This window comes from Streptomyces sp. JLYT201, from assembly GCF_059448825.1.
The window spans coordinates 1,237,301-1,260,711 of sequence record NZ_CM182551.1 but is presented as its reverse complement, the minus strand read 5'-3'; the positions used below and the strand labels follow the sequence as shown (position 1 = coordinate 1,260,711).

Annotated in this window: 13 protein-coding genes; 10 read left to right on the top strand and 3 right to left on the bottom strand. The window is 73.7% G+C overall.

Annotation, left to right across the window (positions count from 1 at the left end; genetic code table 11):
• The first annotated feature begins 7 nt into the window (after positions 1 to 7).
• From AC5WAM_RS05350 to AC5WAM_RS05340, 3 genes are all read left to right on the top strand, one after another.
• Entirely contained in the window at positions 8 to 1,060 is a 1,053-nt protein-coding gene (locus tag AC5WAM_RS05350; protein ID WP_495521763.1) for a hypothetical protein, read from the top strand.
• Positions 1,061 to 1,495: 435 nt separating this feature from the next.
• Entirely contained in the window at positions 1,496 to 4,450 is a 2,955-nt protein-coding gene (locus AC5WAM_RS05345; RefSeq protein ID WP_495521762.1) for an AfsR/SARP family transcriptional regulator, read from the top strand.
• Positions 4,451 to 4,703: 253 nt separating this feature from the next.
• Complete coding sequence (locus AC5WAM_RS05340; protein WP_495521761.1) at positions 4,704 to 7,661, top strand: AfsR/SARP family transcriptional regulator; 2,958 nt, start codon at positions 4,704 to 4,706, stop codon at positions 7,659 to 7,661.
• Positions 7,662 to 7,819: 158 nt separating this feature from the next.
• Here AC5WAM_RS05340 and AC5WAM_RS05335 read toward each other — a convergent pair whose 3' ends face one another.
• Positions 7,820 to 8,389 carry a hypothetical protein gene (locus AC5WAM_RS05335; protein WP_495521760.1) on the bottom strand — a complete coding sequence of 190 codons (570 nt, stop codon included), beginning with the start codon at positions 8,387 to 8,389 and terminating at the stop codon, positions 7,820 to 7,822.
• Between the two features lie 110 nt (positions 8,390 to 8,499).
• Between AC5WAM_RS05335 and AC5WAM_RS05330 the strand changes: the two genes are divergently transcribed.
• From AC5WAM_RS05330 to AC5WAM_RS05315, 4 genes are all read left to right on the top strand, one after another.
• The gene (locus tag AC5WAM_RS05330) at positions 8,500 to 10,452 is read left to right on the top strand and encodes a trypsin-like serine peptidase (RefSeq protein ID WP_495521759.1); all 1,953 of its coding nucleotides are present in this window, start codon (positions 8,500 to 8,502) and stop codon (positions 10,450 to 10,452) included.
• Between the two features lie 227 nt (positions 10,453 to 10,679).
• Positions 10,680 to 12,203: a pyridoxal phosphate-dependent decarboxylase family protein gene (locus tag AC5WAM_RS05325; protein ID WP_495521758.1), complete on the top strand. Its 1,524-nt coding sequence runs from the start codon at positions 10,680 to 10,682 to the stop codon at positions 12,201 to 12,203.
• Complete coding sequence (locus AC5WAM_RS05320) at positions 12,203 to 13,318, top strand: pyridoxal phosphate-dependent aminotransferase (RefSeq protein WP_495521757.1); 1,116 nt, start codon at positions 12,203 to 12,205, stop codon at positions 13,316 to 13,318. The genes AC5WAM_RS05325 and AC5WAM_RS05320 overlap by 1 nt, the downstream gene beginning before the upstream one ends.
• Positions 13,319 to 13,340: 22 nt before the next feature.
• Positions 13,341 to 14,579, top strand: coding sequence for an MFS transporter (locus tag AC5WAM_RS05315; protein WP_495523505.1), 1,239 nt, complete (start codon positions 13,341 to 13,343; stop codon positions 14,577 to 14,579).
• A gap of 183 nt (positions 14,580 to 14,762) precedes the next feature.
• On the opposite strand, the gene AC5WAM_RS05310 is transcribed toward AC5WAM_RS05315, so the two are convergent.
• Entirely contained in the window at positions 14,763 to 16,319 is a 1,557-nt protein-coding gene (locus tag AC5WAM_RS05310; protein ID WP_495521756.1) for an FAD-dependent oxidoreductase, read from the bottom strand.
• Positions 16,320 to 16,556: 237 nt separating this feature from the next.
• On the opposite strand from AC5WAM_RS05310, the gene AC5WAM_RS05305 reads away from it, so the two are divergent.
• The 3 genes from AC5WAM_RS05305 (at position 16,557) to AC5WAM_RS05295 (ending at position 21,461) form a co-directional block, all read left to right on the top strand.
• Positions 16,557 to 17,705 carry an FUSC family protein gene (locus AC5WAM_RS05305; RefSeq protein WP_495521755.1) on the top strand — a complete coding sequence of 383 codons (1,149 nt, stop codon included), beginning with the start codon at positions 16,557 to 16,559 and terminating at the stop codon, positions 17,703 to 17,705.
• Positions 17,706 to 18,749: 1,044 nt separating this feature from the next.
• Positions 18,750 to 19,748 (top strand): SDR family oxidoreductase, encoded by a 999-nt coding sequence (locus AC5WAM_RS05300; RefSeq protein WP_495521754.1) that lies wholly within the window; start codon positions 18,750 to 18,752, stop codon positions 19,746 to 19,748.
• Between the two features lie 66 nt (positions 19,749 to 19,814).
• Positions 19,815 to 21,461: an alcohol dehydrogenase catalytic domain-containing protein gene (locus AC5WAM_RS05295; protein WP_495521753.1), complete on the top strand. Its 1,647-nt coding sequence runs from the start codon at positions 19,815 to 19,817 to the stop codon at positions 21,459 to 21,461.
• A gap of 86 nt (positions 21,462 to 21,547) precedes the next feature.
• Here AC5WAM_RS05295 and AC5WAM_RS05290 read toward each other — a convergent pair whose 3' ends face one another.
• Positions 21,548 to 23,407 carry a molybdopterin oxidoreductase family protein gene (locus AC5WAM_RS05290; protein WP_495521752.1) on the bottom strand — a complete coding sequence of 620 codons (1,860 nt, stop codon included), beginning with the start codon at positions 23,405 to 23,407 and terminating at the stop codon, positions 21,548 to 21,550.
• Positions 23,408 to 23,411: the final 4 nt, after the last annotated feature.

The window sequence follows — 23,411 nt, the reverse complement described above, 5'->3', positions numbered from 1 at the left end:
GGGAGCTGTGAGCCAGGTGCTCTATGGCGAGCGTTCGTGGAATCCGCTGGCGCGGACGGTGGAGCTGTCCGAGGACGGGCTGCGGCGAGGGGGCAGGACCACGCCGCTGGGCGAACTGAACCTCGCGGCGATGGCCGAGGCGTTCCTGCGGGGGCGCTGGCTCGGCGGCGGCGGTGCGGAACGGCCGCTGGAGCGCCTCACGGAAGGGCCCGGCTTCGTCCCGGTGACCCGCGTCACCGGCACGGCCACACCCCTGAAGGTGCGGCAGGCCTTCGAGTTCGCCTGCAAGCTGGGGGAGTTGGCCGTGCGCCAGAGCGGCGGCCCGGACCAGGTCGCCGCCCTCGCGGCCCGGGCCCGCGCCGAGGACGTACCGCTGTGGATGGCGCGGCGGTCCGCGCCGGGACCCCTCGGGCCGATCACCGTGGCCGTGGACCGGCGCCTGGTACGCGTGGACGTGTGGGGCCCGCAGGCTCCCGTCGTACGGATCCGGGCCCCGCGCGGCTTCGTGCGGAACGCCCCCGAACCGTCCCAGGGCCTGTTGCTGACGGTCGGCGACGTGACCGCCGAGCTCACCCTGAAGAAGAAGCTGCGCAAGTCCAAGAGCTGGGTGGAGGCGAGGCTGCCCGGTCAGGCGTGGACGCTGCGGCGGGAGAACGCCACGAGTTCGTGGCTGCTGCGCGACGAGCGCCGGGTCGCCCTGCTGGCACGGCCCCCGCGCCGACCCGTCCTGGAACCGGGCACGGTACTGCTGCCGCTGGCTCCGGTGCGGTACGAGGCCGCCGATCCGCTGGACGCCGTCATGGCGCACGCCTTCGCCACGGCCTTCGGGCTCGGCGACACGACGGGCTCGGCGCGGTTCCGCGCGGAGCGACGCCCGTCGGACGGGGGCGAACCGATCGCCCTCGACGAGGGCTGGGACCGCCCCTGGTTCAGCAACCTGGGCCAGGGCAGCGACGACAACGAGTCCGGCAGCGGCGACGGCTGGGGCTCGGACGGCGGCGACGGCGGCGACGGCGGGGACAGCGGCGGTGACGGCGGTGACGGAGGCGGCGGTGACTAGCCTCCGACCCCGGACCCGCCTGGAGAAGCACCGACGCCCCTGACCGCCACGGGCAGCGGCACCACCGCCGCGGGCAGCGGCACACCGAAGTCTGGCCGAAATCTGCGTGGGCAATGCACGGTTCCTGAGCGCCGGAGAGCGTGTACGCGGAGGGTGGAACCCGGTACGGGCGAGCGCGCCGGAGACGGTCGCCGAACGGCGTGGCAGCGCGGCGCCCGGCCGCACGGCGGTCAGGTCCCGAGGGCGGTCCGGCGACGGTTCGGCGGGCACCACCCAGGTACGATTCAGGCCAGCGCACGCCGTGGGGACGACGACGGGGACGACCCGTGGGGACGACCCGTGGGGACGACGACCGGGACGGCGACGTGCCGAGCGCCCGGCGGGAAGACGGGGCCGGCCCGTCGCGCGGCATGCGCGCCTGAAGGTGTCAATGGGGTGGGGCGGAAGATGGTCACGGGGGAGACCGGGCTGCGCTTCGTGCTGCTCGGCCGGTTGCGGGCATGGCGCGGCGACAGGGAGCTGGAGCTCGGCTCCCCGCAGCAGCAGGCGTTCCTCGCGGTGCTGCTGCTGCGTCAGGAGCGGGCCGCCTCGGTGGGCGACGTGGTGGAGGCCCTGTGGGGCGGGAATCCGCCACCCCGCGCCGTGGGGGCCCTGCGGACGTACGCCTCACGGCTGCGCAAACTCCTTGAGCCGGAGCGGGCCGCGGGCGAGTCCCCCCGGGTCCTGGTGTCCGTCCCCGACGGCTACGCGCTGCACGTGCCGCGCGAGGCCGTGGACCTCGCCCGGTTCGAGGACCACGTCGCCGCGGCGGGCCGGGCCCGCGCGGCCGGGCAGCTCGCGGAGGCCCGCGCCCGGCTGCGCCTCGCCCTCGAACCCTGGCAGGACGACCCCCTGGCGGGCGTCCCCGGCGCGGCCATGGACGCGCACCGCGCCCGGCTCGCCGACCAGCGCCTGACGGCCCTCGAAGCCCGCCTGGAACTCGACCTGGAACTGGACGGCCCGCAGCCCGTCCTCGCGGAACTCGCCCGCCTGGCGGCGCACCACCCCTTCCGGGAACGGCTGCGCGCCCTCCAGATGCAGGCCCTGCACCGCGACGGCCGGTCCGCCGAGGCACTCGCCGTCTACGACGAGACCCGCCTGCTGCTGAGCGAGGAACTCGGGCTCGAACCCGGCCACGACCTCGCCCAGGCACGCGATCTGCTCACGCCACCGGCGGCCACCGGCGGCACTGGGCTCCCGGACCAGGGCGCGCCGCCGCTGCCCGCCCAGCTCCCGGGCGACCTCGCCGACTTCACCGGGCGCGCCGCGCTCGTGGCGGACCTGTGCGCGTTGCTGACGTCCGACCGCCCCGGGGCCGCCCCCGTGGTGGCCGTCTCCGGCGCGGGCGGGGTGGGCAAGAGCGCCCTCGCCGTGCACGTCGCGCACCTGGTACGGAAGTCCTTCCCCCACGGACAGCTCTACATGGACCTCCAGGGCGTCGGCGGCCACCCCGCCGACCCGGCCGTCGTACTGGGCTCGTTCCTGCGGGCCCTCGGCGTGGATGACGCCGCGATGCCCCACGGCCTCGCGGAACGCTCCGCCCTCTTCCGCGCCCGCCTCGACGGCCGCCGCGTCCTCGTCCTCCTCGACAACGCCCACGGCCCCGAGCAGGTGCGGCCCTTCCTGCCCGCGCTGCCCCGGTGCGCCGTCCTGGTCACCAGCCGCGCCAAGCTCGCCGGGCCCGCGTCCGCGCGCCTGGTCGACCTCGACGTCATGACCCCGCACGAGGCGCTCGACCTCCTTGCCAAGGCCCTGGGCCGGGCCCGCGTCGCCGCCGAGGCGGACGACGCCGCCCGGCTGGTGTCGGCCTGCGGCCACCTTCCGCTGGCGGTACGGATCGTGGCGGCCCGCCTCGCCACGCGCCCCGCGTGGCCGCTCGGCGCGCTGCACGCCCGGCTCGCCGACGAGCGGCACCGCCTGGCCGAACTGCGCGTCGCCGACCTGACCGTCGAGGCCGCCTTCGCCCTCGGCCACGCCCAGCTCCGGCCGGACCAGCAGCGTGCCTTCCGGCTGCTCGCCCTGCCCGAAGGGCCGCACATCTCGTCCGCCGCCGCGGCCGCCGTCCTAGGCCTGCCGGAGCCGGAGGCCGAGGCGCTGTGCGAGTCCCTGGTCGACGTCAGCCTGCTGGAGTCACCCACGCCCGGCCGCTACCGCTACCACGACCTGCTCCGCCTCTACGCGCGTGGACGCGCGAGCGCGGAGGAGTCCCCCGAGGGACAGGCCGCCGCTCTGCGCCGCCTGCTGGACTTCCTGGTGTCCACCGTGCGGGCCTCGCACCCCGACGCCCTGCGCAGGGCCGAACGCCTGGGGGTGACCGCGACGGTCCCCGGCCTGACGTTCGCCACGGCCAGGGACGCCGGTGCCTGGCTCACCGAGGAGGCACCCTGCCTGTTCGCGGCCGTGCGCCAAGCGGCCGAAGGCCCCGCCCGCGCCGTCGCCCCGGCGGCCGACCTGCTGCTCATGATGGAGGAGCTCCTCGAACGCGGGGGCCCCGGGCCGGAGTTCGAGCAGGCCGCCCACGCGGTGATCTCCGCGGCGCTCCGCCAGGGCGACCGGCGCAGCGAGGGGCGCGCCCACCTGGCCCTCGGCCACGGCTACTACTACGCGGCCCGCCTGCCCGAACTGGTCGAGGTCTGCCGCCGGGCGGTGGCGGCGAGCCGCGCGGCCGACGACGCGCTCGTCATGGCCGACGCCCTGGTGCTGCTCGCCCGCTGCTCGTACCACCTGCGCCGCCACGACGAGGCCCGCGCCCTCCTCACCGAGGCGTCGGAGGTCTTCCGGACCCACGCCGACCGGTTCGGCGAGGCGAACGTCCTCGGGGCGCGCTGCCGCGTGCGCCAGTCGGCGGGCGAGACGGACCTGGCGGTCGCGGACGCCGAGCAGGCCCTGGCGATCCATCAGGGGCTGAGCGACGGCCACCGGGTGGGGTTCGCCCTGTACGAACTGGGCGTCGTCCTCGACACCGCCGGGCGGACCGCCGAGGCCGCCGCACGCCTCACCGAGGCGCTGGCCCTCTTCGGCGACCGCCGCAACCGGCTGTGGGAAGGGCTCACCCTCTTCCGCTTCGCGGATAACCGGCTCGCCACCGGCCGTGCCGAGGAGGCCGCGCGGCTGGCCCGCACCGCGGCCACGACACTGGAGGAGGTCAGGAACGACTGGGGCCGCGCCCACGCGCTGGCCGTGCTCGGCTCCGCCCTCGTCCGGCTCGGGGACCACGAGGGCGCCCGGGCGCACCGGCGCGCCGCGTACGAGATCTGCACCCGCCTGAGCATGCCGGAGGCCGACGACCTCCTCGCCCTGCTCGGCGACGGGTCCGGCAGCCGGGACGGGCGCGGGCAGGGGCCTCCCTGACGGGACGGGGGCGGGCCTCCCCGACGGGACCGGCCGACTCACCTCGCGTGCCGGACCCGTCACGGCGGAACCGGCGTCATGGGTGATCCCCCGCCGTGACCTCACGCCTCCCAAGCCCCTCTCGCCACATGGCCCCTCACGTCAAAGGCCGTCACGTCACCTGGTCCTCACACCACCTGGTCCTCACCCCACCTGGTTCTCCCGCCACCTGGTCCTGACGTCCTTTGGTCCTGTCGTCACTTGGAGACATCCCATGCCCCCCACCGCCCCGCCAGGCCCCTCCTCCGACGGCGCGTCCGGACGAGCCGCCGCGCACCGCTTCTCCGTTCTCGGCCCCCTGCGCGTCCACGACGGGTCGGCCGAGGTGTCCGTCGGCGCACCCCAACTGCAGGCGGTGCTCGCGGTCCTGCTGCTCCGGGCGCGTACCCCCGTATCCGCCTGGGAACTGATCGCCGGGGCCTGGGGCGACGAGGCCCCGCCCGGCGTCCTTGCGTCGTTGCGCACGCACGTCTTCACCCTGCGCCGACTCCTCGAGCCCGACCGGGCGCCCCGCGCCGCCGCGCGCACCCTGCGGACGACGGGCGACGGCTACACCCTGCACGTCGCCCCGGAGGACGTCGACGTGACGGTCTTCGAACTCCGTACGGCCGAGGCGCGGCGGGCCCGGGCCGCCGGTCGGCTGGACCAGGCGCGGTCCCTGTTCGTCTCCGCCCTCGACCTGTGGCGGGGCAGGCCGCTCGCCGGTGTGCCCGGCCCCTTCGCCGAGGCCCAGCGCACTCGCCTCGAAGAGCTGCGCCTGGCGGCGGTCGAGGCCCGCTGGGAGGCCGAGATCGCGTGCGGCGGGAACGACCACGCGATCGGTCCGCTGCGCGCGCTGGCCGCCGAACACCCCTGGCGCGAGCGCGTCCACGAGCTGCTGATGACGGCGTTGCACCACGCCGGACGGCAGGCGGACGCGCTCGCCGTGCACGCGCAGATCCGCCGTGCGCTCGCCGAGGAGCTGGGCATCCGCCCGGGGCCAGCCCTCGACCGGCTCCAGCAGAAGATCCTCACCGACGGACCCGGGGAGCAGGCGGGCGCCGCGGCCGGGCTCCGGGACCCGGACCGGCCCCACGGACCGGCACAACTGCCTCAGGACGTCACCGACTTCACGGGCCGGAGCGACGAGGCCGACCGGCTGTGCGCCGCGCTGGAGAAGGACGGGATCGTCTCCCTCAGCTCCATCAGCGGAATGGGCGGCATCGGCAAGACCGCCCTCGCCGTCCACGTGGCCCGGCGGATGCGCCACCGCTTCCCGGACGGGCAGCTCTACGCGGACCTGCGGGGAACCGACCCCCGGCCCGCGGAGCCCATGGAGGTCCTCGGCCGCTTCTTGTGCGTCCTCGGCGTCCGCGCGGGCCACCTCCCGATGCTGCCCGGGGAGCGGGCCGCCCTGTACCGCTCCATGCTCGCCACCCGGCAGGTGCTCGTCGTCCTCGACAACGCCCGCGACCCGGCCCAGGTCCGCGACCTGCTGCCCGGCACACCCGGCAGCGCGGTGTTGCTCACCAGCCGCTCCCGGCTCGTCGGTCTGACCGGGGCCACGCTGGTGGACCTGCGGCCCATGGACCGGGCGGAGGCCCTGGAGCTGCTGACCCGGATCGTCGGTGAGCAGAGCGTGTCCGCCGAGCCGCGGGCCGCCGCCGAGGTGCTCGACGCCTGCGGCCATCTGCCGCTGGCCATCCGCATCGTGGCCTCCCGCCTGGTCGCCCGGCCGGACCACACGCTCGCGGAGACCGCCGCGCTCCTCGCGGACGAGCGGCGCCGCCTCGGCGCGTTGCGGGCGGAGGACACCGCCGTGGAGACGACCTTCCGGCTCGGCATGGAACTCCTCGACGCCGAGCACCTCCGCGCCTTCCGGCTCCTCGCCCTGCCCGAGGTGCCGGAACTGGGCGTGCCCGCCGCCGCGGCGCTGCTCGCCCGGCCGGAACGGGAGGCGGAGGAGCTGTGCGAGGCGCTGGTCGATCTGAGCCTGCTTGAGTCCGTCGCCCCCGGCCGCTACCGCTACCACGACCTGCTCCGGCTCTTCGCCCGGCAGACCGCGTGCGCCGCGGTGCCCGACCACGAGCGGACCGCCGCGCTCACCCGTCTGCTCGAGTTCTGCCTGGCCACCGCGCTCGGCGCCCACCGGGCCTCGCTGCCCGACGACGTGTTCCCCGGGCACGTGGCCGCACTGCGCTACGAGGGCCCGGCCTTCGCCAGCCCGCAGGAGGCCGCCGCCTGGCTCCTCGACGAGCAGACGTCGCTCCTCGGGCTCATCGAGCAGGCCGCGGGCGACGCCTCCCTGTCGCTGACCGTCTGCGCGGACCTGCTCCTCGCCGCGGACCCGCTCGGCCGCCTCGGCGCACAGCCCTACGGCATCGAACGCGCCGCCCGGACCTTGGCCGAGGCCGCGCGCGCCGCCGGGCACCGCACCGCCGAAGCGCGCGCCCTGTACATGCTGGGCAGCTCCGTGCAGCACCGCTTCGCCATGCGGCTGGGGGCTCCCACGCTCGACCGGGCCATCGAGCTGTGCCGAGCGGCCGGGGACCGGACGCTGCTCGCCCACGTCCTGATCACCCGGGGCGGAGGCGCCCTCGCCCTGCGCGACTTCACCACCGCGCACGCTCTGCTGACCGAGGCGCTGGCCCAGGGCAGGGCCGTCGCCAGCCGAGGCATCGAGGCGTACGCGCTCGGCTTCCTCGGCCTGGCCCTGCTGGCCACCGGCCGGGCCGACGAGGGCCTGGCGCACTGCCGCGAGGCCGTCGCCGTCACCTCGGCGACCGGGGACGTCGCGGGCCGGGCCAACGCGCTGCACAACCTCGCCCAGGTCTGCCTGCGCACCGGCCGCACGGACGAGGCCTTCGACAGCCTGCACGAGAGCCTGCGCCTGTGGCGCGAGACGGGCTCCCGCTTCCGCGAGGGCCTCCTGCTCGGCGCGATCGCCCAGGCCCACAACCTCTCGGGGCGCCCCGCGGAAGCCGCCGAACACGCCGCGCGGGCCCGCGACATCGCCGAGGCGCGCGGCGACGCGGGCATCGTCGCCCGCGCCCTCGCCCAACTCGGCCACGCCCACCGGGCCCAGGGCGACACCGACCGCGCCCGGGAGCACTACCGCCGCGCGCACACCGTCTTCCGCGAACTCGGGCTGCCCGACGCGGACGACGTCGAGCGACACCTCGGGGAGCTGTGAGGCCCCGGGCCCCGGCCGGGGCAGGCCCCCGGACCCCCGCCCGTCCGATCAGCGCCGGTGGCGACGCGGACACCGGCGGCTCAACTCCGGCAGCGACGCGGACACCGGGCGGGTCACCGAGCTCCGCGGCCGCTGACCCGCACCCCGCCGCCCGAGCGTCAGGACCGGCGCCTGCGGCGCCACGCCACGGCAGCGCCGAACAGCGCCCCGGCGGCGACGGCCGACCCGGCGCCGACCGCGACACCTCGGCCGAACCCGGAACCGTCGTCCCCGTCCCGGTCATCCTCGGACGCGGCGATCGTCACCTTCTTGCGCAGGACGATCGCCGGGTAGTCGCACGTGTAGTCCTCCTCGCCCTCGCCGACGCAGTCGGCGTCCTTGTGCCTCAGGGTGAACGTCACCGCGTACGTCCCCGGCCGGACGCCCTTCTTGACCCGGCCGGCGCCGACCCAGGCCGCGCCCGTGTCGCCCATGGCCGTGCCGTCGTCCAAAGCGGGACTCGAAACCTCCACCGCCGTCGGCCGGGGATTGCCGGGGCGCTCCTTCACCGTGAGGTCCACCAGACCACCCGGCGCGGCCGGGCCGCCGACCGAGGCGTAGCCCCGCCCGGGGAACGGCAGCCGCTCGGCGTTGGCCGGGCCCGACACCCCGATGACCAGGGCGAACGCGGCGGACGTGGTCAGCGCGGCGGCTGCCGCCCGCCCGGACGGCCCTGTGAAGTTGTTCATAGAGGCTTTACCTTCCCTTGGTGCGCGGTGGCCATACGATCTTGGCCGACCTTGACGCAGTCACGCCATACCGGGTGATAGGCGTCTCATTCATGTGGGGGGAAACAACCATGCACGTGCGCAGAGCGCTGGGTGCCGCGGCGGGAGCCGTCGCCCTGATCCTGCTGCCGGGGCTCCCGGCGCAGGCGGAGCCCGGCGATCCGTCGCCCACGGCGAAGGCCACCGACGCGGCTTCGGTGACCGAGCCGACGCCGGGGGCCGAGCCTCCGGCACCGACCCGCGTGCCCAAGCGCAAGGACGCGGCCCGGAAGGACGCGCCGAAGCCCACGCGCTCGGCCCCGACGGCCACGCCGAAGGCCCCGACCGCGCGTCCGACCCCCGTACCGGCGGGCGGTGACAACGACGCCCGCGCGTTCACCCCGGCCGACGCCGACGACTACTGGACGCCCGCCCGCATGCGGGCCGCCGAGCCCGTCGAGGAGGACACGACCCGCAAGCCCGGGACCACGGCCCAGCGGCGTCTTGCGCGCTCGGCCAGCAAGCCCTTCGAGGGCCTGCCGATCGTCGGCACCTTCTTCTGGAACGACGGCACCAACACCGGCCGCTTCTGCGGGGGCACGGTCGTCAAGAGCCCCGGCAAGAACATCGTGATGAGCGCCGGGCACTGCTTCGACGACCAGGACGCGCGCAAGAACCTGACATTCGTCCCGCAGTACGACGACGGCAAGAAGCCGCACGGCGCGTTCACCGTCAAGCCCGGCCGCATCTACGTCGACAAGCGGTACCTGTCCAAGGGCCCGGACGCCGCGGCCGACCTGGACTTCAACTTCCTGGTGCTCGAGCCGCGCGGCGGCAAGAACGTCGAGGACGTCGTCGGCGGCGCCGAGCTGATGATCAACGCCGGGTACGACCACAACCCGGTCCGCCTCATCGGCTACCCCGCCAACCAGAAGCGCCCGCTCGACTGCACGGACAAGACGGTCCGCTACAACAGCACCGACCCGAAGATCCCGGGCAGCTTCCTGCGCATCGCCTGCGACAAGTACTCCGGCGGCGCCTCGGGCGGTCCCTTCCTGATCAAGCGCGGCAGCGGCTTCGGCATCATCGGCGTCATCGGCGGCTGGAAGACCGGCGGCGACGTGGACGACATCTCGTACAGCTCCTACCTGGACGGCGACGCCAAGGCGCTGTACGACGACGCGGTGAACAACAAGCCCCCGGCCGGGCGCGGTGTCCTCGGCAAGGCCGAGACGTGGAAGCACGCCGAGGTCATGGCCGGCGGCTACTTCACCGACGGCAACCCGGGTTCGTGGGACTACTCCGACCTGGTGGTGCGCTGGTCCGACGGCGAGGTCAGCCTGTACCGCGGCGCCGGTGAGGACAACGACAACTTCGACAAGGAGATCCGTCTCACCGGCCCCAACGGCACCTGGAAGCACGCCGTCACCATGGCCGCGGGCGACTTCTCCGGGGCCGACACGGACGACCTGATCGTGCGCTGGTCCGACGGCGAGCTGACGCTCTACCCGGACGTCGACGTGGCGGGCTTCCACGGCGAGGTGCAGCTCCAGAAGCCCAACGACCTGTGGAAGCACGCCACCTCCATCACCGGCGGCCGCTACACCACCGACAACAAGTGGACCGACGACCTCGTGGTCCGCTGGAGCGACGGTGAGGTCACCCTCTACACCAACCTCAACAAGGACGGCTTCCACGGCGAGAAGAAGCTCGCCGCGCCCAACGGCACGTGGACGCACGCCTCGACGATCACCTCGGGCGACTTCACCGGCAACGACCAGCACGACCTCATGGTGCGCTGGACGGACGGCGAGCTGACGCTCTACAAGGACATCGACCAGAACGGCTTCCACGGCGAGGTCCAGGTCAAGAAGCCCAACCGGCTCTGGACGCACGCCACGGTCCTCGGTGCGGGCGACTACACCGAGAACAAGCACCCGGACGACTTCCTGGTGCGCTGGTCCGACGGTGAGGTCTCCATGTACCCCGACGCCGACGAGACCGGTCTGAACCGGGAGATCACGCTGGTGTACCCGCCCGCGTAACGGCCACAGGCCGCACGGAACAGGGTTGAAGGGCCCCTCCCCGTCGGGGGAGGGGCCCTTCGTCCCCCGGAGGGGGCCCTTCGTCCCCCACCGTCCCTCCCGTCACTCCTTCGCCATCGCCACCGCTGTCGCCGCACCGCGCGCCGCGGCCCGTCGTCGTGCCCGCGCGCCCTCTCACGTCCCGACCTCGCGTACGGACGTCACGCACTCACTGACCAGGAGTCGTCATGCCGCCTGCCCCGGACACCGACCGGACCCGCCCCTTCTCCGCCGAAAGCCGTGACGAGACGGCCGCGTTGCTCACCAGGGCGCTCCACCTCGGCCTCGACTTCAAGCTCCAGCCGGAGGTGTTCCGCGAGCGCGTCCCGTCCGCCGAGGCGCGCGACCGCCTGGTGACGGAGCTGCCCGAGGGGCCCGCGAGCGTGGAGACGGCGCTCGCCGAATTCACCGACACCATGCTGCCGCTGTGCAAGAACGAGGCCAGCCCGCAGTTCCTCGGCTTCGGCGACACCGGCGACGACGTGGGCGCGCTCACCGGCGGCGTCCTCGCTCTGCTCACCCAGCAGAACCTCATCAACCAGAGCTTCGACTCGCCGAGCGGCACCTTCGTGGAGACCACGGTCCTGCGCTGGCTGCGCGAGCTCATCGGCTTCACCAACCCACCGGTCGACCAGCTCAGGACCGTGTTCGACGTCGGCGGGATCATCACCCACGGCGGCACCATGAGCAACTCCCTCGCCATGATGCTGGCCCGCGAGCACAAGGTGCCGGGCACCATGGAACACGGCGTGCGGGACCCCGGCCAGTACGCGATCGTCGTGCCCCGCGACATCGGCCACTACAGCGTCAAGAGCGCCCTGAAGTGGATCGGCCTCGGCTACCAGGTCATCGAGGTCGACACCGACGGGTTCCGCTACGACCTGAAGGCCCTGGAACGGGCGCTGCGCGAGCACGCGGGCCGCGTCATGTCCGTGGTGGCGTACGCAGGGGACAGCCGCACCCAGACCGTCGACGACCTGCGGGGCGTACGCGACGTGGTGCGCGCCGCCGACGAGACCATCTGGCTGCACGCGGACGCCTGTTGGGGCCTGCTGTGCGCCTTCAGCGACGAACTGCGCGGCCTGATCGAGGGCATCGCCGACTACGACAGCGTGACCGTGGACCCGCACAAGGTCATGGGTGTGCCGCACAGCCTCGGGGCGGTCCTGGTCCGGGACCCCGACAGCCTGCGCGCCATCTCCAGCCACTCGGGCCTCATCATGGGCGACGACTTCGACTTCGGCCAGGTCACGCCGTTCGTCGGCACCAAGGCCTGGCTGTCCCTGAAGCTGTGGATGATGATGCGCACGCGGGGCCGCTCGGGCCTGGCCCGGCTCGCCGAGGACCGCGTCGCCACGGCACGGCGCTTCGCCGACCTGGTCGACGCCCGCGATCGCCTGGTCCGGCTGCACCCCGTCGACATGATGGCGGTCACCTTCCTGTACGTGCCCGCGGACGTGGACGTCACGGCCCCGGACATCGACCGGATCAACGAGGCCAACCTGCGCATCCACGAGCGCATGCTCGCCGACGGCACCTGGCACCTGCACCACTTCGGCCTGCCCGACGACACGGGCGTCCTGAAGTACGGGGCGACGCTGTACCCGATGCGGTTCATGGCGGCCAACCCGCGCATCGAGGAGCAGCACATGACCGGCGTTCTCGACTACGTCCTGGAGCTCGGCGCCCGGTTCGACGAGGGAGAGCTGTGATGGTGCGTCACACCACGGCCGCTGTACGGGAGTTCCGCACGCTGACGCCGTTCAGCGCCAGTCCGGTCGCGCACGACCCGCGTGACGTGCTGCGCCTGGCCCTGTCCGAGAACCCCCTCGGCCCCTCGCCGAAGGCCATGGACGCGGCGCGCGCCGCCCTCGAACACGCCCACTGGTACCCGCACTCCGACGGCGAGCCCCTGCGCGGACGCCTCGCCGCGCACTACGGCCTGTCCGGGCACCAGGTCGTCGTCGGCAACGGCGTCGACGAGATCATCCTGCTCGTCGCCCTCGCCACCTCCGGCGCGGACCGCCCCACGGTCATCACCGCCAACACCTTCGCCGGGTACGCGGCCTCCCTGGAGACCGCGGGCCACACGGTGACCACGGTGCCGCTGGCCGGAGCGGGCGGGGTCGACCCGCACGCCGTATGCGAGGCGGCGCGTGACGCGGCCTGCGTCGTGGTGTGCAACCCGCACAACCCGACGGGTGTCGCCCTCACCTCCGACCAGGTCACGACCCTCGTCGAGGCGTGTGCCGACGCCGGGGCCCTCCTCGTCCTGGACGAGGCGTACGCCGAGTTCGCCGACGCCCGGCGCTTCGGCAGCGGCCTTCCGCACCTGGGGCGGCCGGGCGTGGTGGTGCTGCGCACCTTCTCCAAGGCGTACGGACTCGCGGGCCTGCGCTGCGGCTACGCCCTCGGCGACGCCGACCTCATCGCCGCGATGACCGCGATCCGCACCGCCCTGCCGTACAACACCAACCGAGTGGCCCTCGCCGCCGCGGGCGCCGCGCTCGCCGACCAGGACCACCTGCGGACCGTGGTCGACGCGTGCACGGCCGCCCGGCGGGAGCTGACGTCCGGGCTCGCGGACCTGGGCGTGGAGAGCCTGCCCTCCCAGACGAACTTCGTGCTCGCCCGGCTGAGCGACCACGCCGAGGGGGCCGGAGGCGTCGTCGCGCGCCTGGCGGAGCAGCACGGCATCCACATCCGGGACATGGCGGGCCTGGGCTTCGCGGGCTGGGCGCGGATCAGCGTCCCGCGCCCCCGCGACGTGCCGCCGCTGACCGCCGCGCTCCGCTCCGCCCTGGCGGGGCCGGGCGCGACCGGCTGAGCCGGGGCACGCCGTGTCCCCTGTGTTCAGCCCCTACCGGAAGATCTTCGCCGCGCCCGGCACGGCCTCGTTCACCGCCGCGGGCTTCTTCGGACGCATGACCCTCTCCATGATGGGCGTCGGCGTCATCACGCTCGTCTCCCAGGTGACCGGGCGGTACGGCCTCGCCGGAGCGCTGGCCGCGACCGTCGCGCTCGCGGCCGCCGTGCTCGGCCCGCAGACGTCGCGCCTGGTGGACCGGCACGGACAGGCGAAGGTGCTGCGCCCGGTGACGCTGGTCGCCGTCGTCGCGGTGGCGGGGCTGCTGCTCTGTCTGCGGCAGGACGCCCCCGAGTGGGCCCTGTTCGGATGCGCCGCGGTCATCGGGTGCGCGCCCAACGTCGGCTCGATGGTCAAGGCCCGCTGGGCTGAGGTCCACCGGGGCTTGCCGCGCGAGCTGCACACCGCGTACGCGTGGGAGGCCGTGGTGGACGAGGTGTGCTACGTCGTCGGCCCCATCGTCTCCATCGGCCTGTCCACCGTCTGGTTCCCGCAGGCGGGCGTGGTGCTCGCGGGCGGATTCCTCGCGGTCGGCGTGCTGTGGCTCACCGCCCAGCGCGCCACCGAGCCCGCCCCGCATCCCCGGGCGGACGGGGGCGGCGGCCTGGCGCTGCGCTCCCGGGGACTCCAGGTGCTCGTCGCCACCTATGTCGCCATCGGCGTCATCTTCGGATCCGTCGACGTGGTCACGGTGGCGTTCGCGGAGGAGCGCGGCCACAAGGGGGCGGCGAGCCTGGTGCTCGCCGCGTACGCGGTGGGCTCCTGCGTCGCGGGGATCGTCCTCGGCCTGGTGCACCTCAAGGGCACGCCGTACGGGAACTGGTTCGTGGGGGTGTGCGCCATGGCGGTGACGGTGCTGCCGCTGCTGTGGGCGCACAGTCTCGTGGTCCTCGGGGCGCTGCTGTTCGTCGCGGGCCTGTGCATCGCTCCCACCATGATCACCGCGATGCCGCTCCTGGAGCGGCACGTGCCCCCGGGCCAGTTCACCGAGGGCATGTCCTGGACCGGCACTGGCCTCGCCCTCGGCCTCGCCACGGGCTCCTCGGTGTCCGGCTGGGTCGTGGACGCCTCGGGCGCCGACGCGGGATACGCCGTGCCGTGCGTGGCCGGGGCTGCGGCCGTCGCGGTGGCCCTCGCGGGCGGCCGCCGACTGCGCGGGACGGCCGACACGGCTCGGGAACGGCGTCCGGACGTCCGCGACACCGTCGATCCCACGCGCTGAGCCCGTGCTTCCGTGGGGCCGTCCGGGCCCCGGCCCCCCGGGACAGCCCATGAAGTGCGCGGCTCTTCCCTGGGGCTGCCTGGAGACGGCCCTCGCTGAGTGAGCCGCGCACCCGGGCGCCGCGCGCCCGCCGTACCGCCCTGGGAGCGAGCGCACCCCGGTCGGCACACCGCCTCCAGGCGTTCACTCCTTCGGAACGTCCCGTGGCGCGAGCGGCCGTGTGGCCGGGCCGGAGAGGACGGTGCCGTCCACGGCGAAGCGTGAACCGTGGCACGGGCACTCCCACACCGTCTCGGCCTGGTTGAACGAGACCAGACAGCCCAGATGCGTACAGCGGGCCGAGACGGCCTGTACGACACCCGACTCGTCGCGGTGGACGGCGCAGCGGCTGCCGTCGAGACGTACCACCGCACCCGTTCCCGGGACGATCTCGGCGACCGAGTCGACATGCGTGGTGCCGATGCGGTCGCCCACGAAGTGCCGGGCCACATCGGCCTGTTGCTTCAGGAGCGCGGGCGCCTCGCGCACGGTGCTCCACAGCCTGCGCGGGTCGTACAACGCCGTCCACGGCGGCTCCTCGCCGTGCAGCTGCCGGGTCAGGAGCTGTCCCGCGAGTACGCCGCCGGTCATGCCCCAGCCGCCGAAGCCGGTGGCGACATAGGTGTGCCGGGCACCCGGATGGAAGCGGCCGATCATCGGGACGGTGTCGCTGGGGTCGTTGTCCTGGGCCGCCCACCGGTAGGCGGTGGGGCCCACCGCGAAGTGGGCGTGCATCCATGCGTCGAGCCGCGCGAAACCGGCGGCGGCGTCGCCTTCGCCCGGGGTGAAGTTCTCGCCCGTGACGATCAGGAGCCGCCGGCCGTCGCCGTACGGCGCGGTGCGCACGGACCGCTTTCCGAAGTCCTCCGTGAGATACATGCCGGCCGGGTCCTGCCCGGCGGGCAGCGGCGCGGCAACGACGAGTTCACGGCGGGGCTTCAGGCGCGCGAACAGCAGAGCGCGGTCGAAGACCGGATAGTGCGTGGCCACGACCACGTCCCGCGCGGTCACGGTGTGCCCGGCCTCGGTCGTGACCCGGCACGGGGAGCCCTCGCTCAGACCCGTGACCCGGGTCCGCTCGTGGACCACCGCGCCACGTGCCCGCAAGTCCTCGGCCAGGGCGAGGAGATAGGCCCGCGGATGGAACTGGGCCTGGCCCTCGGCCCGTACCGCTCCCGCCACCTCGAAGGGCAGGCCCGTCTCCTCCACGAACTGGGCGTCGAGTCCCGACGTGCGCGCGGCTGCGGCCTCCGCCTTCAGCATGGCCCGGTTCTCGGGCCGGGTGGTGTAGGTGAAGGCGGGGCGCCGTTCCCACGTGCAGTCGATGCCCAGCTCCCTGCACACCGTGGCGATGCGCTCGACGGCACCCTGCTGCGAGCGCGCGTACAGCCGCGCGGCCTGCTCCCCGCGGGTGTTCAGAAGCCGGTCGTACACCAGCCCGTGCAGGGCGGTGACCTTGGCCGTGGTGTGTCCCGTGACTCCGGCGGCGATGCGGTCGGCCTCGAGCACGACGACCCGCAGTCCGGTGCGGGACAGCTCCCAGGCGGTGCTGAGCCCGGCGATGCCGCCGCCGATGACCACGACGTCCGTCTCGGTGTCCGCGGACAGCGGCGGCAGGGACGTCGGCGGACACGTCGCCATCCAGTACGACTCGGCGCGCCCCTCAAGTGCCGCTGATCCGAAGGTGCCTTGTGTGTTCATGGGAACTGAGTGCCTCGATCGCCGCGGAAGATGCCCGGATACGGGGGTGTGCTCGGGCACGCGACGACGGTGCGCACCCGGACGTGCGCCACACGTGACCCGGACGTGCGCCACACGTGACTCATGCCGCCGGACCGGCCGCACATACGTCCCGGCCTCATGGGTACTGCGTGACCGTTGATGACCGAGACCTTCCGGCACCGTGCGAACAGGGCTGTGCGATGGTGGCGGCGCGCCGTGACCCGGTCGGGTCACGAGCGGCACACCGTGCTGCTCACCGGCAAGAGCGCCCTGGCGGCGACCCTGGCGTGGGTCGTCGCCCGCGAGGTGGTGCAGGCGCGTTCCCCGGCGTTCGCCCCGTTCTCCGCGGTCCTTGTCCTGCAGACCACCGTCTACCGTTCGGTGCTGCACTCCCTGCGCTATGCGGCGGCGGTGATCGTGGGCGTCGCCGTGCAGGCGGCCCTCACGCTGCTTGCCGGGCCGGGACCGGTGGCGTTCGCGCTGGTCGCGCTGGTGACGCTCGGCATCGGCCGCTGGGCGAAGCTCGGCCGACTGGGTATGCAGGTGCCGACGGCCGCGTTCTTCGCCTTCTCCCTCTACGTCACCGCGGCCGGTACCGGTGAGCGCCTCGCGGACCTCGGGCAGATCGTCCTGCTCGTCCTGATCGGCTGTGCGATCGCCATGGTCGTCCACGTCGTGCTGGTGCCGCCGATGCGCTACCGCAGCGCGGAGTTCGGGATCGGGATCCTCGCCCGTACCCTCGCCGAGCTGCTCGCCGACATCGCCTGTGAGCTGCGCGAGGAGGAACCGGGCGCGGGCGGCGGGCGCGCGCGTCGGCTCGACGACGCGGACGCCCTGATCGCGCAGGCACGGGCGGATCTGCGGACGGCCCAGGACAGCGTCTACTTCAACCCCCGCCGCCTGCTGCGCGTACACCGCGGACACACCAGCTTCGACGGGTACGCGACCGTGCTCGAAGCCCTGGTGCGCACGCTCTACCAGGTGGCCTCACTGCACCGCAGCCTCCACCGGTGGCGCGCGGACGAGGACCGGCACGAGCGCGAGGAGCGGCTGGAGGACCGGGAGCGGATCGAGGACGGGATCTTCCTGCGGAACTACGCACGCTTCCTGGACGCCCTGCACGAGTACGCCCGTGTACTCGGCGAACTCGACGAGGGCCATCTCGCCACCCAGGCAACCGAGTTGAGGCGCCTGACCGAGAAAGCGCGCGCACTGCGCCAGGCCCTCGCCGAGGAGGCCGTACGACGGGAACTCCCGCTGGCCGACGCCTCGCGCCCGTACGGCGTGCTGGTCGTCGAGGCCACCCGCCTGTGGGAGGAGTGCCGGCGCGGCTCCGACGCGTTGGGCCGGTGGGCAGGGGAGTGAAACCCGCGCCTGGGAACGTGGAGCCGCCTCGCGCCTGCCTCCCGGGGGCTGCGGAACCACCTCGCGGCGGATGCGGAAGTGCGGCCGCGCGGTCGCGGTCGAGCACCGCGCAGCGGCCGTCCGGCAGCGGATGGGCGAGGACGTGCGGGCCGTGGCTCCAGCGCGACCCGTACCGGTGAAGGCCCAGGAAGGTGATCACCGGCGAGGCGGCGGCGAGTGGAGAGAACGCGCTGAACACGTCGCTCACATAGTCCGGATGCGCACCGCGGTCGCTGCGCACCGCGCCACCCGGCTCGTCCCGCGCCTCCAGGGCGGCGACCTGCCGGCCCGCGTCGGCCGGCAGGTCGCCAGCCCGTAGGGACCGCTGCTGATCACCACGGCGTCAGGCATCGACGGCTGCCCCGCTCGGGTCCGCCGCCTCGGCACCCTCATCTGACGTGTCCGGAGTCGATTCCTCGACGACCCGGGCGAGGCTGGTGAGCGGCCGCAGATGCAGCAGGGCGTCCAGCGCGCTGTTGTGCAGGGCGCCGCCGAGGCCGCGCAGCGGGTGCTCGTCCCAGGGGCGGATGTCGAAGGCGATGCGCGCGGTGCCGAACGGGCCGCTGTGGGATTCGAGTGCGCGTACGCGCGGCGGTTAGCGGCGGCGTACGACGGTCATGCCCTCGACCTCCTTGGGGCCGAGGCGGACCGCGTAGCGCAGGAAGCGGCCTTGGACCACTTCCCGTCGCCGGGACAGGTGGAACGCGTCCCGACCACCCAGTCGCAGTATCGCGTCCCGTCCCGGAGCACCTCCCACAGGGCCTCAGGAGGGCGGCGGATGAGCTGGTGCCGTACGGCCACGGTTGCCTCCAGGCGACTCGGCCGGTCTCTGACCCATCGGTGCTGATCAACGGATTGCCACCGAGTGACCGCCTGTGCCCGAACCATCCCCTCCCGGCCGTGCCGAGCCAAGTGCTGTGTGGGCCGATGACGTTCGGGTACCCGGCGGGCGCGTCGGGGGTGAACCGGAAACCCGATGCCCCCGAACGGAAGGAGCCGGGCCTCGTGGCTGCCGAACCGGACCAGGTCGTTGTGATCACCGGAGCGTCGAGCGGAGTCGGCCTGGCCTGCGCGCGGGAGTTCGCCGCCCGGGGCCACGCCCTCGTGCTCGCCGCCCGACGTGCGGACGCACTGGAGGAGCTCGCGGAGGACTGGCGCGGGCGCCATGGCGTTCGCGTGCTCGTGGCACCCACGGACGTGACGGACGCCAAGGCGGTGGACGATCTCGCGCGCCGGGCCGTCACCTGCTTCGGCCGGATCGACACCTGGGTCAACAGCGCCGCCGTGGCCGCCTTCGGCCCACTTGAGGACGTACCGCACGACGCCTTCCGGCAGGTCCTCGACGTGAACATCCTCGGCTGCGTCAACGGCGCACGCGCGGCCCTGCGCGTGATGGGCGAGCAGGGGCACGGCACCCTCGTCAACGTGTCATCCGTGGTGGGCGTCGCCGTCGTGCCGTACAACACCCCCTACGTCCTGTCCAAGGCGGCGGTCCGTGCGCTGGGCGGCAGTCTGCGCCAGGAGCTGAGGCTGGCCGGGCAGCGCGACGTCCATGTCTGCACCGTGCTCCCCGCGACGATGGACACCCCCTTCTTCCGCAACGCGGCCAACTACTCGGGCCGCGCTGTTACCCCCATGGCGCCGGTCTACACCGCACGGCGCGCCGCGAAGACGGTGGCGCGCCTCGCGCGCCATCCCCGCCGGGAGGCCTACGTCGGCCCCGCGGGCAGGTTGCTCGGCGTGCAGGCGAAGTGGACGCCGGGTCTGGTGGAGCGGGCACTGGCCCGCCAGATGGACCGCTCCCACCTCTCCCGTACGCGTACGGCCCCGCCCACCGACGGCAACGTCTTGCGGCCGTCCGCCGAACCGGCCTCGGAGACAGGAGGCTGGAACGGCGGCAGGCGCACGGCGGTTCGCAGGGTGGGCACCGCCACGGTGGCGCTGGGTCTTGCGGCCGCGGGGGCGCGCGCACGGCGGACGGCACGGGGCAAGCGCGCCGCCTGAGATCTCCGCCCGCCGAGGGCGGGCCGGGAAACCCGCACAGAACAAGGAAAGTCCGAGGAGAGACCCATGAAGGCTGTCGTATGGCATGGGGTCGGTGACATCCGGCTTGACGACGTGCCGGAACCCAAGATCCAGGACCCCCACGACGCCATCGTCAGGATCACCACATCGGCGATCTGCGGCACCGATCTGCACTTCGTACGCGGGACCGTGCCGGGCCTCGCCGAGGGGCGGGTGCTCGGACACGAGGCGGTGGGCGTCGTCGAGGAGACCGGTCCCGCAGTGCGCAACTTCCGGCCGGGCGACCGCGTGGTGGTCCCGTCCACGGTCGCGTGCGGAGTGTGCAGCTACTGCCGCGCGGGCTACTTCGCCCAGTGCGACCACGCCAACCCCGCCGGTCGGCGCGGCGGTACGACCTTCTTCGGCGGCCCGGAGGCAGCGGGCGGCCTGGACGGACTGCAGGCCGAGTACGCCCGGGTGCCGTTTGCCCATGTCGGGCTCGTACCGCTGCCCGAAACCGTGGACGACGCACAGGCGATCCTGCTCTCGGACATCATGCCCACCGCCTGGTTTGGCGCGAAGCTCGCCCAGGTCGGCAACGGTGACACCGTGGCCGTTCTGGGCGCGGGACCCGTCGGGCAGTGCGCCGTTCTCGCGGCCCGGCTGCAGGGCGCGGGCCGGGTGATCGTCGTCGACGGCGTCGAGGACCGGCTTGCCCTGGCCCGCGAACAGCACGCAGAGACCGTGGACTTCAATGCCGAGGACCCCATTGACGCGGTCCTGGAGATGACCGGGGGCATCGGCGTGGACCGGGTCGTCGAGGCCGTCGGCATCGACGCGGAACGTCCCGTGCGCGGTCCGGCCGCAGAGGCCCTGTCCGGCGCGGAGGGGGAGTTCGACGAGGAGCGCGACCGGATCGCCGAGGTGCAGCACCCCGGCCCGGGCGGCACCTGGGTGCCGGGCGACGCACCGAGTCTCGCGGCGCGCTGGGCCGTCGACCTGGCGGCCAAGGCCGGGACCATCGGCATGATCGGCGTGTACCCGCCGGGCGCCGACCGGTTCCCGATCGGGCAGGCCATGCAGAAGAACCTCACCCTCCAGGGAGGCAACTGCCACCACCGCCGTTACATCCCGCGCCTCGTCGACATGGCGCGGACCGGCTCCCTCGACCTCGCGCCGCTCATCACCCAGTGGACCGGGACACAGGACGCGATCGCGGCATACGAGCACTTCGACCGCCGTGAGCACGGCTGGACCAAGGTCGCGCTCGACGTGACGGATTCGGCCCCGCCGACACCGACACCTGCCCTTGCGGGTGCAAGGGCAGGGGGCCCAGGTGCGGCGCATCGACCGGCCGCCGCCGGGCCCGGCGAGCAGGCCGGGCCGCTGCCGCTGCCGGACTACGACGAACTGCCGCTCGGCTCGCTCCGGCACCGCATCCGCTCCCTCGACTCCGACGCACTGGGCCGGCTGCTCGCGTACGAACGCGACCATGCCCGGCGGACCGGCGTGATCGAGCTGCTCACCGAGCGGCTCCGCCAGGTCGAGGCGGGCAGCGCACTCTCCGCAGGCGATCCGGCCGCACCGCACCCGGAGCACTCCCGCACCGGCAAGGGCTCGCCCGTCACGCCGGCCACGTCGCCAGAGCCCATGAGCCCTCCGCCGCACGGCACGCCGGACCAGCCGGGGAAGCCGAAGGGCGACCGTACCTAGGCCGCGCTCCTACTCGGAGGCGAGCAACGCCTGCGGTGCCGCCCCTCTTCAGCCGCGTCTTCACCCACGTGACCTCGGTGACCACGTCACGCTGCAACGCGACGGCCACGTCGAGCAGCCGGCGGTCCCGCAGGGCGTGCGCGCCCTGTCGCAGCAGGATCCAGTTGACCCGGACCTGCGAGTCGGAGAGGTCGGTGGTGCAGGGCTCGGCGAGTTCCGTCAGGCGAGTGGCGCGCACCTCGGCGCGCCGGGCGAGCGTCGCGCACAGGTGGTAGTGGGTCCCCGGGGCGGCGACCTGCCGTTCGGACACCGAATGGCAGGCGCGGGCGCACCCGGACCAGGTCGCCGTCCCCGATGCCGAGCGGGACCGCGTCATCGCGGCACAGATCCGCCCATATCTCCGGTGCGCCACTGTGCAGTTGAGGGGCGCGAGCGGTCTTGGTGCGGGTGTGCCATTGGTGCACGGTCCGGCCGGTGGTCAGCTCGAACGGGAAGTCCTCGTCCGCCGGTTCATGCGGCGGAAGATACGGGGCCGCCTTGATGACGGCGCGTCCGGCGGGGTCGTGGGCACGGTAGGCGTCCGCGTCCTGTTGTGCGCCGGCGACCAGGTCGTGGCCGTAGTCCTCGCACTGGTCAGCGGCGGTGGGGAACGCATGGTCGGCGTAGCGGAGCCCGGTTTCGTCGGGTGAGTCCTGGGTGCAGGGCCACTGGATGCCCCCGGCGCCCCGCAGCTTCTCGTACGTCAATCCGCTCCGGCCGCACGGGCGTCGGCGGGTCAGCGCGGTGAACGCGTTCCGGGCCTGCTCGGGCCGTGCCCACTTCACCAGCGGCGCCCCGTCCTTGTCCCGCAGCTCAAGGCGTCGGGCGTAGTCGAGGAGGATGCCGAAGTCCGTCCGCGCCTGCCCCGGCGGCTCGACCGCCTTCTCGTTGAGGTGCACGGTGCGGTCGGTGTTGGTGCAGCAGCCGGTCTTCTCGCCCCACAGCGCGGCGGGCAGCACGACATCGGCGAGCTGCGCCGTCTCGGTGAGGAACGCGTCGGACACCACGAGGGACAGTCCCTCGCGATCGCACACGGCGCGTATGCGGTGGAGTTGGGGCAGTGAGACGGCCGGGTTGGTGCCGCTCACCCAGAGGAACCCGATCGTTTCCGTCTCGCACTGGCGGAAGACCTCCACGGTGCGGGTGGGCGTTGCCCAGTGCGGAAGCCGCAGTTCGTCGATGTTCCAGGCGCGGGCGATGTCGCCGATGTGGGCGGGGTTCTGCCAGTTGCGAAGGCGGGCAACGTGCCGTCGGCGCCGGTCTCGCGGGTGTTCTCCGCGGTCGGCTGTCCGTTCATCTGGAACACCGTGCATCCGGGCTGCCCGATCATGCCGCGCAGCAGAGGGAGGTTGTTGACCTGGACGGCCGCGGCGGTCGCCTGATGGGCCTGGTAGACACCCTGTAGCACGGTCGACACCAGACGCTCGCCGGTCCCGACGATCCGCGCGTCCTCGCGGATGTCCTCGGCCGGAACCCCACAGATCCCGGCCGCCCGCCGCCCGCCGCGCGTCCCAGTCGCCCACAGTGCCCAGTAACTCCCTGCATCCGACTGCGCGTTCCTGAACCCAGCGCTCGTCGACCCACTTGTTGGCGTTGAGCTCGCCGAGCAGTGCGCTGAGCAGGGCCACGTTCGTACCGGGCCGTACCGGCAGATGGACGTCGGCCTCCCGGGTCGTGGGCATGGTACGCGGATCCACGACGACCAGCCGCGCGCGGTCGGGGCCGCGCAGCCGGTCGAGGGTGCGCGACCACAGGACGGTCTGCGTCTCGGCGATGGTGTGCCCGATGACGAAGAGCGTGTCGCACAGATCCAGGTCCCGGTACGAGCCGGAGTCGCCGTCACTGCCGAAGCTCTCGATCAGGGCCCATTCGGCGGTCGCGGTGCACAGCCGCGTATTGCCGTCCATGAGG

What these genes read in the sequence shown, in the direction of transcription:
- AC5WAM_RS05340 (WP_495521761.1), top strand. Translation starts at nt 4,704, where the DNA reads ATGCCCCCCACCGCCCCGCCAGGCCCCTCCTCCGACGGCGCGTCCGGA.
- AC5WAM_RS05335 (WP_495521760.1), bottom strand. Translation starts at nt 8,389, where the DNA reads ATGAACAACTTCACAGGGCCGTCCGGGCGGGCGGCAGCCGCCGCGCTG.
- AC5WAM_RS05330 (WP_495521759.1), top strand. Translation starts at nt 8,500, where the DNA reads ATGCACGTGCGCAGAGCGCTGGGTGCCGCGGCGGGAGCCGTCGCCCTG.
- AC5WAM_RS05325 (WP_495521758.1), top strand. Translation starts at nt 10,680, where the DNA reads ATGCCGCCTGCCCCGGACACCGACCGGACCCGCCCCTTCTCCGCCGAA.
- AC5WAM_RS05320 (WP_495521757.1), top strand. Translation starts at nt 12,203, where the DNA reads ATGGTGCGTCACACCACGGCCGCTGTACGGGAGTTCCGCACGCTGACG.
- AC5WAM_RS05310 (WP_495521756.1), bottom strand. Translation starts at nt 16,319, where the DNA reads ATGAACACACAAGGCACCTTCGGATCAGCGGCACTTGAGGGGCGCGCC.
- AC5WAM_RS05295 (WP_495521753.1), top strand. Translation starts at nt 19,815, where the DNA reads ATGAAGGCTGTCGTATGGCATGGGGTCGGTGACATCCGGCTTGACGAC.
- AC5WAM_RS05290 (WP_495521752.1), bottom strand. Translation starts at nt 23,407, where the DNA reads ATGGACGGCAATACGCGGCTGTGCACCGCGACCGCCGAATGGGCCCTG.